This window comes from Methylophaga nitratireducenticrescens (assembly GCF_000260985.4).
Classification (GTDB): Bacteria; Pseudomonadota; Gammaproteobacteria; order Nitrosococcales; family Methylophagaceae; genus Methylophaga; species Methylophaga nitratireducenticrescens.
The window spans coordinates 1,938,259-1,952,675 of sequence record NC_017857.3; the positions used below are offsets into that span (position 1 = coordinate 1,938,259).

Annotated in this window: 15 protein-coding genes; 8 read left to right on the plus strand and 7 right to left on the minus strand. The window is 44.6% G+C overall.

Annotation, left to right across the window (positions count from 1 at the left end):
- Positions 1-10: 10 nt before the first annotated feature.
- Complete coding sequence (dksA, locus tag Q7A_RS09245; protein ID WP_014707082.1) at positions 11-433, minus strand: RNA polymerase-binding protein DksA; 423 nt, start codon at positions 431-433, stop codon at positions 11-13.
- Positions 434-543: 110 nt separating this feature from the next.
- Between dksA and Q7A_RS09250 the strand changes: the two genes are divergently transcribed.
- The 3 genes from Q7A_RS09250 to Q7A_RS09260 all read left to right on the plus strand — a co-directional run bounded on the left by Q7A_RS09250 (position 544) and on the right by Q7A_RS09260 (position 2,768).
- Positions 544-1,311: an HAD family hydrolase gene (locus Q7A_RS09250; protein ID WP_014707083.1), complete on the plus strand. Its 768-nt coding sequence runs from the start codon at positions 544-546 to the stop codon at positions 1,309-1,311.
- Positions 1,295-2,494, plus strand: coding sequence for a pyridoxal phosphate-dependent aminotransferase (locus Q7A_RS09255; RefSeq protein WP_014707084.1), 1,200 nt, complete (start codon positions 1,295-1,297; stop codon positions 2,492-2,494). The genes Q7A_RS09250 and Q7A_RS09255 overlap by 17 nt, the downstream gene beginning before the upstream one ends.
- A gap of 70 nt (positions 2,495-2,564) precedes the next feature.
- Positions 2,565-2,768: a (2Fe-2S)-binding protein gene (locus tag Q7A_RS09260; protein ID WP_014707085.1), complete on the plus strand. Its 204-nt coding sequence runs from the start codon at positions 2,565-2,567 to the stop codon at positions 2,766-2,768.
- 60 nt (positions 2,769-2,828) lie between these two features.
- On the opposite strand, the gene Q7A_RS09265 is transcribed toward Q7A_RS09260, so the two are convergent.
- From Q7A_RS09265 to queF, 4 genes are all read right to left on the minus strand, one after another.
- Entirely contained in the window at positions 2,829-4,877 is a 2,049-nt protein-coding gene (locus tag Q7A_RS09265; protein WP_014707086.1) for a TonB-dependent receptor family protein, read from the minus strand.
- A 283-nt stretch (positions 4,878-5,160) separates the two neighbouring features.
- Positions 5,161-5,919, minus strand: coding sequence for a sulfate transporter CysZ (cysZ, locus tag Q7A_RS09270; RefSeq protein ID WP_014707087.1), 759 nt, complete (start codon positions 5,917-5,919; stop codon positions 5,161-5,163).
- Positions 5,920-5,930: 11 nt separating this feature from the next.
- Positions 5,931-7,208, minus strand: coding sequence for an FGGY-family carbohydrate kinase (locus Q7A_RS09275; protein WP_014707088.1), 1,278 nt, complete (start codon positions 7,206-7,208; stop codon positions 5,931-5,933).
- 2 nt (positions 7,209-7,210) lie between these two features.
- The gene (gene queF, locus Q7A_RS09280) at positions 7,211-7,600 is read right to left on the minus strand and encodes a preQ(1) synthase (protein WP_014707089.1); all 390 of its coding nucleotides are present in this window, start codon (positions 7,598-7,600) and stop codon (positions 7,211-7,213) included.
- Positions 7,601-7,659: 59 nt separating this feature from the next.
- Here queF and Q7A_RS09285 point away from each other — a divergent pair, with 59 nt between their 5' ends.
- The 5 genes from Q7A_RS09285 to yjgA are packed head-to-tail and all read left to right on the plus strand — an operon-like array spanning position 7,660 to position 12,399.
- The gene (locus tag Q7A_RS09285; RefSeq protein WP_014707090.1) at positions 7,660-8,412 is read left to right on the plus strand and encodes a cell division protein ZipA; all 753 of its coding nucleotides are present in this window, start codon (positions 7,660-7,662) and stop codon (positions 8,410-8,412) included.
- The gene (gene ligA / locus Q7A_RS09290) at positions 8,396-10,408 is read left to right on the plus strand and encodes an NAD-dependent DNA ligase LigA (RefSeq protein ID WP_014707091.1); all 2,013 of its coding nucleotides are present in this window, start codon (positions 8,396-8,398) and stop codon (positions 10,406-10,408) included. Before Q7A_RS09285 ends, ligA begins: the two co-directional genes overlap by 17 nt.
- Positions 10,409-11,455: an anthranilate phosphoribosyltransferase gene (locus Q7A_RS09295; protein WP_014707092.1), complete on the plus strand. Its 1,047-nt coding sequence runs from the start codon at positions 10,409-10,411 to the stop codon at positions 11,453-11,455.
- Entirely contained in the window at positions 11,452-11,862 is a 411-nt protein-coding gene (locus Q7A_RS09300; RefSeq protein ID WP_014707093.1) for a secondary thiamine-phosphate synthase enzyme YjbQ, read from the plus strand. Before Q7A_RS09295 ends, Q7A_RS09300 begins: the two co-directional genes overlap by 4 nt.
- Positions 11,863-11,868: 6 nt before the next feature.
- Positions 11,869-12,399: a ribosome biogenesis factor YjgA gene (yjgA, locus tag Q7A_RS09305; protein ID WP_014707094.1), complete on the plus strand. Its 531-nt coding sequence runs from the start codon at positions 11,869-11,871 to the stop codon at positions 12,397-12,399.
- Here the strand turns inward: yjgA and Q7A_RS09310 are convergent.
- Positions 12,393-13,745, minus strand: coding sequence for an ATP-binding protein (locus tag Q7A_RS09310; protein WP_014707095.1), 1,353 nt, complete (start codon positions 13,743-13,745; stop codon positions 12,393-12,395). The two genes, yjgA and Q7A_RS09310, sit on opposite strands and share 7 nt — an antisense overlap.
- Complete coding sequence (locus Q7A_RS09315; RefSeq protein ID WP_014707096.1) at positions 13,738-14,415, minus strand: response regulator transcription factor; 678 nt, start codon at positions 14,413-14,415, stop codon at positions 13,738-13,740. Before Q7A_RS09315 ends, Q7A_RS09310 begins: the two co-directional genes overlap by 8 nt.
- Between the last annotated feature and the right edge of the window lie 2 nt (positions 14,416-14,417).

The window sequence follows — 14,417 nt, forward strand, 5'->3', positions numbered from 1 at the left end:
GAATATTCAATCAGGCGCGGTTCTTTTCGCGGATTTCATCCAGTGTTTTGCAGTCAATGCAGAGTGTTGCTGTTGGGCGGGCCTCCAAACGTCTAATACCGATATCAACCCCACATGATTCGCAAAAACCGTAATCACCTTTATCCAGATCAATAAGGGATTCTTCGATTTTTTTGATCAGCTTACGTTCACGATCACGTGTACGTAATTCCAAAGTAAACTCTTCTTCCTGTGTAGCCCGGTCATTAGGGTCCGGGAAGTTTGCTGCTTCGTCCTGCATATGATGAACGGTGCGGTCAACTTCTGCCATTAGTTGCGAACGCCATTTTTCGAGAATATCTCGAAAATGTTTTACCATATCTTTGCTCATATATTCTTCGTTTTCACCCGGTTGGTACGGAGTGAAACTAACATCATTTTGGTTCGGGTCCATGTTGGCAAACCTCATACTTTCTAAAAACAAGGGCGCATCTATACCAGATGCTTCGGGCATGTGCAAAATAATTGCGCTATTTTACCCTATTTTTAAAATTAAAAAGACGAATGAAACAATTAAAAGCCGTTATTTTTGACGTGGATGGAACACTTGCTGAAACGGAGCGTGATGGGCACCGTCAGGCCTTCAATCGCGCATTTGCCGGAGCGGGCTTGGACTGGTATTGGGATGAGGAGATTTACGGACAACTATTGGCAGTATCCGGTGGTAAGGAACGTATTCAATATTATCTGGAAAATTTTCATTTACAGTGTGGTTCTGCAGGTAATTTCAGTGAAATAATTGATTGTCTCCATGCAGATAAAACACGATATTACCTTGAATTGCTTAAAACACGGATTATTGAATTACGTCCGGGTGTGAAACGATTACTCGGAGAATTAAGAGAACAAGAAATTCGCCTGGCGATCGCCACAACGACCACTGCAGAAAATGTCACAGCATTAATTAATGCCACGCTGGGGGAGTCAGCCATTAGTTGGTTTGACTGCATTGCAGCGGGCGATATGGTTTCTGCAAAAAAACCTGCACCAGATATTTATCACTATTGTTTGCAACAACTGCAACTGGAAGCAAAAGACTGTCTGGCCATTGAAGATTCTGCCAACGGTTTATTAGCGTCTGTTGGGGCAGGTGTAACCACATTGGTGACCGTGAATGCCTATACTGTCGAAGAAAACTTCACGCAGGCAATTTGTGTTGTAGACCAACTTGGCGAACCGGATGCCCCATGCCAAGTCATCGATGGTTCGCCGATTAAAACAAGCTATATAACAGCTCAATCACTTCAGGATTTACATGCCCAAGCCAATTAACGTTACCCAGCGCGCCCAGGATATTAAACCGTTTCAGGTGATGGATATATTATCGCAAGGGAAGATACTGCAGGTGCAGGGCAGGGATATTATCCACCTGGAAATAGGTGAGCCGGATTTTCTGACGCCTCAACCAATTATTAACGCTGCAATTACTTCGTTAAATAAAGGCGATACCTTTTATACCCCCTCATTGGGATTAATGGCATTACGGGAGAAAATTGCCGGATGGTATCAGCAGCAATACGGGCTGGATATCTCACCCCGGCGGATTGTGGTTACACCGGGCGCCTCCGGTGCATTGCTGTTAGTGATGGGAGCATTGTTAGAAGCCGGCAAGCATTTATTGATGACCGATCCGGGATATCCCTGTAATCGTCATTTTGCCAGGTTCGTGGAAGCCTCTGCAGTTTCAGTTCCAGTAGGAGCTGATACGGCCTACCAATTATCTCCACAACATATCGAAAAATACTGGAATCAGGATACCCAAATGGCCCTGGTTGCTACTCCTTCCAACCCAACCGGAACGATCATTGATAAAGTCGGCTTAAAAGCCCTCTCAGAGGCCGTCAAGGCTAAACAAGGTCTGTTAGTCGTCGATGAGATTTACCATGGGTTAAATTACGATGGTGTTCATTTACCCTCGATTCTGGAAGTAGACGACGAAGCGATAGTGATCAACAGCTTTTCCAAATTCTTTGGTATGACCGGTTGGCGCTTAGGCTGGGTAGTCGTACCCGAAAGTCTTGAACCAGTGATGGATCGTCTGACTCAGAATCTGTTTTTAGCTGCGCCAACCAATGCCCAGCATGCTGCTCTGGTGGCATTTGATCGAGATAGTCTGGATATACTTGAACAACGCAGAGAGGTGTTTGAGAAACGTCGGGATGTTTTGTTACCCGCGCTGCAGGAAATTGGATTTTCCATTCCGGTGAAACCTCAGGGCGCATTTTATTTGTATGCGGACTGCAGCAAATTTCTAAGTGACACCATGAACAACAGTATGAATTTGTCACGCTATCTTTTACAAGAAGCCGGTGTTGCGATTACACCGGGAAATGATTTTGGGCAGCATCTTGCCGATAAGCATGTGCGCTTTGCTTATACCACCGATGAAACGCGTTTAATGCAGGCTGTTGAACGGATTCATGCCGCTTTGACTAAATTGTCACAAAAACAATAAGTTTAGTCTTTCCGAGGCGTCGTGACGTTAAACCAAACTAAAAACACTTATCGTCAGGTAACGAATGTGTATGAATAACAACAATAGTAACCCAGCTAATGCTGATGAGGTGGTTTGTGATTGTAGTGGAACTACCCGAGGGAAAATTATCAGTCTGATTGAGCAGGGTATCGTCGATACCGATACTATCTCCCGAAAAACTGGCGCAATTTCAGGATGTGGTTCTTGTGATTATGATATTGAGAACTTGCTTGATGAATTAGTGCTTAAATAAAAGAAACTGATAACTAAAACTGGGGTGCGGCAATGTTGCCGCACCCCATTGGTTTTAGGATTAGAAGCTATAATCAAAACCCACTTCGAAAGAACGCTCTGGGCCAACATAAATACCTTGGCGGAGACCTGTGATGTAATGTTTATCAGTCAGATTTTTCACAGCGCCACGCACACGAAATTGTTCGCTGACTTGATATTGTGCAAAGAAATCATAGACGGTGTATGAAGACATCTCTCCACCCCAGATACCACCTGCAGCATCATTCGGAATATCCTCAAGATTCGTTGGATCACCATATTGCTCACCACGGTGATGGGCAGTTAATGAACTTGAGAATTTACCTTGAGTGTAGTTCAAAGCTACGTTTGCCAGGAATTTAGGAGAGTACGGTAGACGATTACCACTATTCTCTCCTGCTTCAAACCTAGAGTAGGGAACCCATGTTAGATTTGTATCGACACTGAAACCACCGCCCAACTCATAACCTAAAGCCGCTTCCAAACCATAGTGTTTGCTCTCACCGGCATTCGATCGAGATAAGTTTGGATCGGAGTTTCCAGTAACAACCAGATTATCAAAGTCCATATAAAAACCAGTAAGTTCATAGGACATTGGTCCGGAGTCACCACGCACCCCTAATTCATAATTTACAGAGCGTTCACCATCCAAATTCTGATCTTTGAGTCCATCAAGTGCAACGCCATTTGAAGCCGGAGAGAACGCACGATATACACCACCATATAATTGTGCTTCAGGAATCAATTGATATGTAGCACCAATGCCTGGCAGTACTTCAGTATTTGATGTGTTTTCTGATTCGTTATTTTGTGTGAGAACCTTACGTTTTTGCTTATATGATTCAACTCGCAGGCCAGGAGTTACCGCAAAGCGCTCTGTTATTTCAAAACGGTTCATAACGTATGCGGCTAAACTATCCGCACTATCTTCTCTATGACGGTCATTAACACCGGTTCGATCCTGATCACGAGTGGCACGAATACGCTTGTCATCAGATTCCTCGGTCATCCAGCGAACACCAAATTCAGCTTGGTTATTCAAACCAAACAAACCATGATCGACTGATAAGCGGGTTTCAGCTCCATAACGCTCAAAGCTTCGGTTATTACCATTTAGACTATCAGTGTAAACCCAGCGACCAGCATCATTTGAGGCAGCTGTATTAACCCCATAACGCCAATAATCACGGCTTACTTCACTCCAATAGGCCAATGTAGTCAGCGTTGCATTATCAGTTAAATGCCATTCATGGTTAATATCAACAGCTCTACGATCCGTCAGGAAGTAATCATCTGGTGCAGGGTTGTAGGTTCTACCTGATTTGTAATCATCCAGAAACAAGCCACGGTAAGATATGTTGGCTTCATTTTGGTAATAGGAGTACTTCACACCAAGGCTATGGTTTTCGTTTAACTTCGTTCCCGCTTTAATCATGATGTCACTCATGCGGTAATCTTTGTCCATAAACCCATCACTTAGCGCACGGGTGGCGACGATACCAGCGAAACTATCTCCAGATTCTGTACGACCACCAGCTTCTAAAGTTGCTTCCCGTGTATTGAAAGAGCCAAAACGAGTAGAAAGATGTACGCCGTCATCAGGCGTTTTAGTTTGATAATTGATCACCCCACCAATGGTAGAGGGTCCGTAACGTAAAGATGAAGAACCTTTCAATATTTCAATACCTTCCATACGCTGAATGCGAGGATTGAAATAACGATCGTTACCAATAAACAGGCCTGGAGCAACCGGAACACCATCTTCAAGAATCAAAGATTTAGATTCGCTGGCAGAAAGTCCGCGGATCCCGACATTGCTGACCACGGCAGATTCTTCTTCGGTCTTGACGTTTATTCCGGGAACTCGGCGCAAAACGTCTTCAGTTGAGGTTGGCTGAATACGTTCAATTTCTTCACGGTCAATGATGATTACCGCACCAGTCTGACGCGAAATACTATCTGCTTCAGAGCCGACAACTTGCAATGCAGGCATTTTAAACTCTGCATTCATTGGTTCTTCAGCACTTGCAGCCATTGAATAACTCCCAATTGCCAATGCTTGCATGACAATAAGTGGTTTTAATTTCATTTTTGATCCTTATGGTTTAAAAAATTGGAACTGTAATGTTAATGCTTCTTATTTAGTTGAGCAATCGTTAATTGTGGTTTTTGTCCAACAAAGAGTGAATGGCACGAGCTGATTTGAAACAGAGGGATGATGATTTTAGTGATTAAGGAGGGCTGAGCGCAGGAAAAATGGTTGCTGACAAGGGTGGAAAGGTACGGATAAGCTTATTCAGTCATTATGTTGCAAATGCACCACAGCTCATCTTTTTCCTTGGCACATGAATCGTCTCGAGACATTCAAATTGTTAATTTAGAGGTGTTTTCTTATTGGAATGGCTTTGTAATTTTTCAACATACAAGGCCGTTGCACCAGCTACAGCGACTGGAATAATCAGAAAATTAACCACCGGGATCATGGTTGCTCCCAGAGTGGTCATGCCAAAACCCAAAGCCAATGAACGTTTGGTTCTGAGCAGTTCACGTTGCTGCTTAAATCCCATTAAATGATTTCCCAACGGATAGTCATGATAATCAAGTGCCAGAGTCCAACTGGAAAAAAATAGCCATAACAAGGGTGCGATGAGATTCAGTCCGGGTATCCACGACAGGATGAACAGTGGAATCATCCATTTCAGCAAATAAGACAATTTGCGTAATTCATTAAAAATCATTCTGGGTGTGTCTGCGATTAATTGCCAGAGAGTTTGTTCAGGCGGAGCCTGATTGGATAAACGTTTTTCTACAGCTTCTGCCAACAGTCCATTAAATGGTGCAGCAACGATATTGGCGAGAATAGAAAAGGTGAAAAATACAATTAATACAATCAGTACCGCAAACAATGGCCAAAGGATCCACATTAAGGCATTGGATAACCATTCCGGTAACCAGGTTGGTGTCAATTGTGTCATCCAATAATCAAACTGGTTAATACCTAGCCAGATCGCTCCGGCAAACAACAAGGTATTTATCAAAATTGGAATATAGGCAAAGCGACGTACGCCGGGCTGATTGATAAGTTTGAAACCACTTAGTAAATAGCGTGAGCCTTGTATGAAATCACCCATTTTTCAATACCTTATTGGAATAATGTAAGACCATCTCTTGCAAGTAATGCACTGCCATAAGCTGCTTCAGTCTGTTCCACTGATTCGAATGGAACCCGCAATAATGACTGACGTAGCTGTGTCCAGACAGGATTTTTAGCACCACCACCAACACTTCGAATCGACGTTAACGGTGTAGCACTTAATGGTTGAAGATATTGGTAACCTTTTTTTTCTATACTGGCAATGCCAGCCAGCAACCCATGCAGAAATAGATGATCTTCCGCTGAGCGGGGTAACATTTGTGGTGGATAGTTTGGATCAGCAATTGGGAAGCGTTCTCCTGGCTTTAGCAGGGGATAATAGACTGGTGGAGACTGCTTTAAATCAATTTTCTGGCTTAACGTGATTAATTGTTCGTCAGTAAAGAAATGTCTCAATACTGCTCCACCGGTGTTAGACGCGCCACCACATAACCAGCGATTTCCCAGCTTATGGCTGTAAACGCCTGTTTGAGCATCAAATACCGGAGTTTTACAGATAAGTTTCAAGACCAGTGTTGAACCCAGTGACGTTACGCCTTCTCCGACGCGGTTGGCACCCGTAGCGATAAATGCAGCCAGGCTATCAGTGGTTCCAGCCTTAATCAATGGTGGTACTGACTGTTTTATCCCAAGTTCTAGCATAACGGCTTCTGAGAGTTTGCCAATCACGGTGCCTGGTGCAACTACAGTTGGCAAAACGCTCATTGGCGTTATTGATTTCAGCCAGCCGGGCCAGTGATTTGCTACTACATCAAAACCGGACTTCAAGGCATTATTGTAATCCGTCATACCGGGTGTAGCGCCGAGTTGAATCGCCAGCCAGTCGGCCTGGTGCAATAGATAATATTTTTCAGGTAACGCCAGGGTTAATTGAAAATACAGCAATTTTGCCAAACCGCTGCTGGGACTATGTGCAGCTGAATTGATAGGTGCTTTTTCCGCTATTTTTTCACTCGCCAAGGAAGCAGGTTGATCGTTATACATCAACATCTCAGTCAGAGGATTTCCTTGTGAATCACATAACATCACTGAGCCGGAAGTTGCATCAATGCTGATTGAATCAATTGCAAACTCGGGAATTTGCTTTACCAGATCTGTTAAAGCCTCAAAAAGATAGTAAGACTGCTGTTTTGGTGAGGGGTAGGGGTGTGGATCTGCGGGAAGGTTTTGTTTAGTCTGGGCAATAATATTGCCGGATAGGTCGATGGCGCAGATCCGGCACCCGGAGGTGCCGAAATCAATGCCAATCCATGCACTATCGCGCATATTTATGGAAGATGAACAGGTGTTGGTGCAACCCAACCTTCTTTACGGTACTCGGCAACGACGTTGGTATACACACCGCCACGAACATTGAAAATACCCGTTACGCGCATAAAACGTGGTTCAGTTGCAGCTACCAAATCGGTCAGGATTTGATTGGTCAGTTTTTCATGAAAACCACCTTCTTCACGGTAAGACCAGAAGTAAAGTTTCAGAGACTTCAGTTCAACGCATTTTAAATCAGGTACATAATCGATCTTAATCGTGGCAAAATCCGGTTGACCTGTTTTCGGACACAGACAAGTAAATTCAGGTGTTTCGATGTGGATGGTATAATCCCGCTCCGGTACTGCGTTATCGAAGGTTTCCAGTTGTTTGCTTGGTAGCGTAGACATAGGTAATCTCTAAGAGTGAACAAAACCGTTATTATCCCTGAGTTGGCAGATTTAATTAAGTGTTAGAAATCATTCTCCTGTCTGTAGTTGTTTTAGTGGCGCTGATTATTGGCGGCTGGTATAGCCATTCCCGGCAGCAACAGCGCGCCCAGGAATTCGAGCGTGAACTGGATCGTTTTGATAACGACGAGAATAGTGATTTTCACGCGCGTTTCGACTCGGTTTTTGCGCAAGATACGGTAGATTTATCCGACAGCCCCAAAGTTCGTATGGATTCAGATGTGGCTGATGTTGGCGACGAATTCGACCATTCGGAAATGGATGACGAATTTGCCGATGCAGATGAAGAAGACGATACGCCCGATTGGGAAATGGTGGTGGCATTAACCATTATGGCCCCCGAATCACAAATGTTTACCGGACGCGCAATCAAATCTGCGCTGGAACAGCAGGAAATGCATTTTGGTGATATGCAGATATATCATCGTTATACCGTTAATAATCGCCGTCAGACACTGTTCAGTGTGGCGAATATTCTGGATCCCGGCACCTTGCTTCCTGATCAATTGATTTCAATGAAGACTCCCGGCTTGTTAATGTTTGCCAGACTTCCTGGCCCGGTAAACGGTCTTACGGTATTTGATTCGATGCTGGATACCGCACAACAACTGACCGCCTATCTGGGTGGCATCCTCTGTGATGAAAAACGTGAACCGATTACCGATAAACATTTGGAAGCCACGCGTAACCGAATTTTTGAGTTAAATTTATCTTTGCAGGCAGGCAATAAATCTGATGACGATTTCACCTGAAATCAGCGAGCGAGCCGCACAGCTTCGAGACTTAATCAACCGTTATAACTTTCTGTATTACAGCGCGGATGATCCGGAAGTAACCGACGCCGAATATGATCGGTTATTTGCTGAATTAAAAAAACTCGAAGCCGATTACCCTGAACTGATCACTGCGGATTCACCGACACAACGGGTGGGATCGGCTCCGTTGGATAAATTTACCCAAGTGACTCATGCGATGCCCATGTTGTCGCTGGATAATGTGTTTGATGAAGCCGAATTGACCGCGTTTAATCAGCGTGTTCTGGATCGTCTCAATACCGATGCTGTGATTACTTATGCTGCTGAACCCAAGCTGGATGGTCTGGCCATCAGTATTCGATATGAAAATGGTTTACTGGTTCAGGCTGCCACTCGTGGTGATGGCGCGGTGGGTGAAGATGTCACCGAAAACGTTCGAACCATCCGCAATGTCCCATTGAAACTGCACGGCAAAAATGTTCCGCAAGTAGTTGAAATCCGTGGTGAAATTTATATGCCTAAAGCGGGTTTTGAAAAGCTTAATCAACAACGTCTGGCCAACAATGAAAAACTGTTCGTTAACCCACGCAATGCTGCTGCAGGCTCATTAAGGCAACTCGATTCCTCGGTAACGGCTAGTCGACCTTTAGCATTGTTCTGTTATGGCCTTGGAGAACTTCAGGGCATGGAGCGTCCATCCAGCCATACAGAAGCCATGCAGATAATCAGCGAATGGGGTGGAGCTGTTTCTCCTGATACCAAACAATTAAAGGGTGTTGATGAATGCCTGGAGTATCTGCATCAGCTTGGGGAGCGCCGGGCCAGTTTGTCCTATGATATTGATGGGGTGGTGTTCAAAGTCGATGACAGCCGTTTGCAGGAACGTTTGGGGTTTGTCTCACGTGCACCGCGTTGGGCAATTGCCTATAAATTTCCGGCACAGGAAGAAAGCACTCAGGTTGTCGATATTGAAGTTCAGGTTGGCCGCACCGGTGCATTAACCCCGGTAGCGCGTTTGCAACCGGTTTTTGTCGGTGGTGTTACGGTGAGTAATGCCACGCTGCATAATGAGGATGAAGTCCGACGTAAGGATGTTCGAATTGGCGATACGGTGATTATTCGCCGGGCAGGGGATGTGATTCCTGAAGTCGTTCAGGTAGTTAAAGACAAGCGTCCTGCCAATGCCACCGAGTTCGTAATGCCAACGCATTGTCCAGTTTGCGGGGCAGAGGTTGAAAGGGTAGAAGGTGAAGCCGTAGCGCGTTGCAGTGGTGGTTTATTCTGTGGCGCACAACGCAAGGAGGCCATAAAACATTTTGCCTCGCGCAAAGCTCTGGATATTGATGGTCTAGGCGATAAGCTGGTTGAACAACTGGTTGATGCTGAGCTCATTAAAGATCCAGCGGATTTGTTTTATCTGAACAAAGAACAGTTTTCGGCTTTGGACCGTATGGGTGAAAAATCTGCCGAAAACTTGGTTAATGCATTAGAGCAAGCCAAAAATACCCGTTTTGCACGATTTTTATATGCATTAGGCATTCGAGAAGTCGGTGAAGCGACCGCCCGATCACTCGCTTTACACTTTGTTGAGCTGGATAAATTAACGGTAGCTAAAGAAGACGAGCTCATTGAAATTGAAGATGTGGGGCCAGTAGTTGCCCATCATATTTATACTTTCTTCCAACAAACCCACAATCTGGATGTGATTCAGCGGTTGTTGGATGCCGGGGTCAATTGGCCGGAAGAAAAACCGGTTTATGCGGATTCAGCTTTGGCTGGTAAAACCATTGTACTAACCGGAACCCTGGAAAACCTGTCGCGTAGCGAAGCCAAAGAAAAGTTATTGGCATTGGGTGCCAAAGTGGCTGGTAGCGTTTCAGCCAAAACCGATTATGTGGTAGCGGGTAGAGACGCCGGTTCCAAATTGAATAAAGCCCAATCTCTCGGGATTGATGTGGTCGATGAAGCGACCCTAATACAGTGGATTAATTAAATGAGTGCAGTTGCTGATGCTATCAAAAAAGTCGCCACCGGCCCCCATCTGAGTAAAGATCTCAGTCTTGAGGAAAGCCGTGAAGCGATGCTGGAAATCCTCTCCGGTGAAGTGGATCCGGTGCGAATGGCGGTCATGCTGATTGCATTGCGAATGAAACGTGAAACGGATGAGGAAAATCTGGGACTGTTGTTGGCTATCCAGGAAAAGACCGGGCAGCATGCACTTGAGGTAGATAATGTAATGCTACTTTCCGATCCGTTTAATGGTTTTAGTCGCCATTGTCCAATCGCAGCATTTTTGCCTGCCGTCATGGCAGCATGCGGTTTACCGGCGTTATCGCAAGGTGTTTACCAAATGGCGCCGAAATTCGGTGTCACTCATGCACAGGTGTTAGAAGCGGCGGGTGTGAATATACAATTGACTGTTGCAGAAGCCGCCGAGCAACTAAATACTACTAATATTGGCTGGGCTTATCTGGATCAGGCTATTACCACCCCCAGCTTGTTTGCTTTACAGGATTTACGTCGTTTGATGATTAAACGCCCTAGTCTGGCGACGCTGGAAAAGCTGGTGATGCCGGTTAAGGCTAAAAAAACGCATCTGCAAATTGGCTTTGTACATAAAGCCTATCCTCCAGTGCTGGCTTATCTTGCCAAACAAAGTGGTTTTGACAGCGCATTGATCGTACGTGGTCTGGAAGGCGGAATTGTGCCGACCTTACGTGAAACCTCAGATAACTTTTTATTGATTGATGGCGCATTAAAACCCTGCTCACTGGATCCTCAGGCATTTGGAGTTGATCAACAGACCCGAGGAGTCATGCCTGATTTGGATCAACTGACAGCGGCAGAGTCTGCTCAACGTGGCATTGCGGCATTACAGGGTGAAAAAGGGGTAGCGTATGATTTGCTGGTTTATGGAGCAGCAATGGCTTTATGGCACTGCGGACTGGTTTCAGATCAGAATAAAGCAGGGGATTTAGTCATAAAGAGCCTCGATTCGGGTGATGCTTTTGCTGCTTTTGAAAAAGGTAGAACAAAATGATTTTGCAACAACAATTACAATTTGAATTGAAAGGCCGCAGTACCATTAATATCACTGATGATGTGGCTAAAATTGTATCTGCTTCGGGTATCACTACCGGAACCTGTCATGTATTTGTCCAGCACACCAGTGCTTCTTTGATGATTTGTGAAAATGCTGACCCTGATGTCAGACGAGATCTGGAAACGTTTATGCAGCATATAGTGCCGGACGGTGATGCAATGTTCTTGCATCAGGACGAAGGTCCGGATGATATGAGTGCGCATATCCGAACCGTTTTGACTAATCCCGATCTAGTTGTACCCGTGAGCAATGGCAAATGTGCTCTGGGTATCTGGCAGGGAACGCTTATGGGAACATCGCACGCATCGCCAGCAGCGTCGTGTGATCGTGACAGTACAAGGTGAATAATAATGAATGAAGAATTTGAACAGGATCACCTTGATGAGGAGTTTGATTGGTCTTCGATTCCGAAAAGCAAATCTCGCATTAAACGTGAGCTTGATGAGCTGAAAAAACTAGGCGAGGACTTGATTGAGTTGCCTAAAAAAGATGTATTAAAGCTGGAACTGGACGAGGATTTAACTGAAGCAGTGATCAACGCCCAATCCATGAGCAAAGGCGCTTTAAAACGTCAGAAAGGTTATATCGGCGGCATCATTGCTCGACTGGATCATGAAGAAATTCAGCAGAAACTGGAACAACTGAAGCAGCCAAAACAGGCTCAAACTGATCAGTTTCATCAACTGGAAAACTGGCGGGATCGCTTGTTAGCGGAAGATGATATCGTTGTAACAGAACTACGCGGTTACTTTAAAGATTTTGATAATCAACATGTAAGACAGTTGGTCCGGAATGCCAAACAGGAAGCCGTCAAACAACAGCCGCCAAAATCTGCCCGACTATTGTTTAAGTATCTGCAGCAATTACAGCAAAATCAGTGATCAATAAGTTCGATTAAAAAGCAGGCACCACCCAGATAGCTTTGTTGCACACTGATTTTGCCTTGGTAGGCATCTACGATATCGCTGGCAATCGCCAAACCTAATCCCTGGCCTTCAATCTGGGTATCCATTCGTCTGCCACGTTTGATAATATCTGCGCTGGCATGTGCGGGAACTCCCGGTCCATCATCTTCGATACGCACTAAAATTCTGTGATTTTGCTGACGTAATACAATGTTGACCTGCTTGTTACAGTATTTAAAGGCATTTTCCAGCAGATTGCCAAGCAGCTCATACATATCACTTTCGTCGGCATGGAGCATGACATCACGTTCAATTTCACATTGTGTATGGATACTTTTACTTTGATAAACTTTTTTTAGTGTGTTCATCAGTTTAGTGATAATTTCACCAATTGATACTGGTGCCAATAAATTACTTTTTCCTTCTGTGGCTGCACGTTGCAACTGATAATCAACCAATGCATTGATACGATTCAATTGCTCCTGGCCGGTTAATTTACAGGCTGCTATATCATCGCAATTTTCCAGTTCAGAACGTAATAAAGCCAATGGTGTTTTCAGGCTATGCGCTAGATCTGCCAGCGAATTTTTATAGCGTTGCCGTCGAGATTGTTCGTGATCCAGTAAGTTATTAATATTTCGTGTGAGTTGTTGCAACTCGCTGGGATAGCTGTCTCCCAGCCGTTGTTGTTGTCCCGATTCGATAGCGTGTAGATCCGCTGCTGCTTTATGCAGCGGCTGCAAACTCCAACGTAGAATTAGCCATTGAGCGATTAACAACATCAGGCCAGTACCACCCAGCCAGTACCAGAGATTTAATTGAAATTCATTTATCTGCGCCTCCAGCATATGCTGATCTTCAGAAACATTAATGGTGTAATCAAAATGTTCACCATCATCATTTTCCCAGACAATACCAAACGCAAGATTCTGCAATTTCATGCCGTTATCGAGATTTATCTGGCTGTACAACTGTTCAGAAGGGCCTGGATGATGGGGGAGCGCCAAAAACAAACCGATGACTGAAGGCGATTGCCAGACAATATTATTGCCACTGGTAATTTGTGCATAAAGACCTGAGTTGGGAATAGCAAATTTTGGCTCAGCGAGGTTTCCCTGCATATGTAACTTACCATCATGGCTGATTTCTGCAGCGGTCAGCAAGGTATACACATAATTTAATAAACGCTGTTTTTGAGCTGTTTCTGCACTACTGGCAAAGGCGTTATATAAACTGAATGCAGAAATACCCAGAAAAGCACTTAATACCAAGGTGATGGCTATCAACTGGCGATTGGTCAGTGATAAATTCAGTTTACTCACGTGGTAAATTCAGCCGATAGCCCCGGCCACGTAATGTTTCAATTGGATTTAGGGTTTTATCAGGGTCCAGTTTATTACGTAATCTTTTGACAAATACTTCTATGACATTGCTGTCGCGATCCTGATCCTGATCGTAGATATGATCTGTCAGCTCGGTTTTGGAAATCACTTCGCCAGCGTGCAACATCAGATAATGCAATAAACGATATTCAAAGGCGGTCAAATCAATCGAGGACTGATTAAATGTCACTTGTTGAGATGCGGGATTTAATTCAACCGGTCCACAGCGCAAGGTGGAATTTGACCAGCCAGCGGCACGTCGTGCCAGTGCGTTCAAACGCGCCAGTAATTCTTCGAAATGAAAGGGCTTAACCAGATAATCATCGGCTCCAGCTTCAAGGCCTTCCACTTTATCTTGCCAGCGACTGCGAGCGGTCAGGATTAAAATCGGAAAAGAAATGTTCTGTTCACGCAACTGTTTAATCACATCAATCCCGGATAATTTGGGTAATCCCAAATCGATAACAGCAACATCATAAGGATATTCAGAGCCCAGAAACAATCCATCTTCACCATCTGCGCTCATGTCAACGGTTAGTTGGTGTTGGCGTAAATGCTGGCCGATTTGTTCTCGCAGGTGAGGTTCATCTTCAATTAATAAAACACGCATGA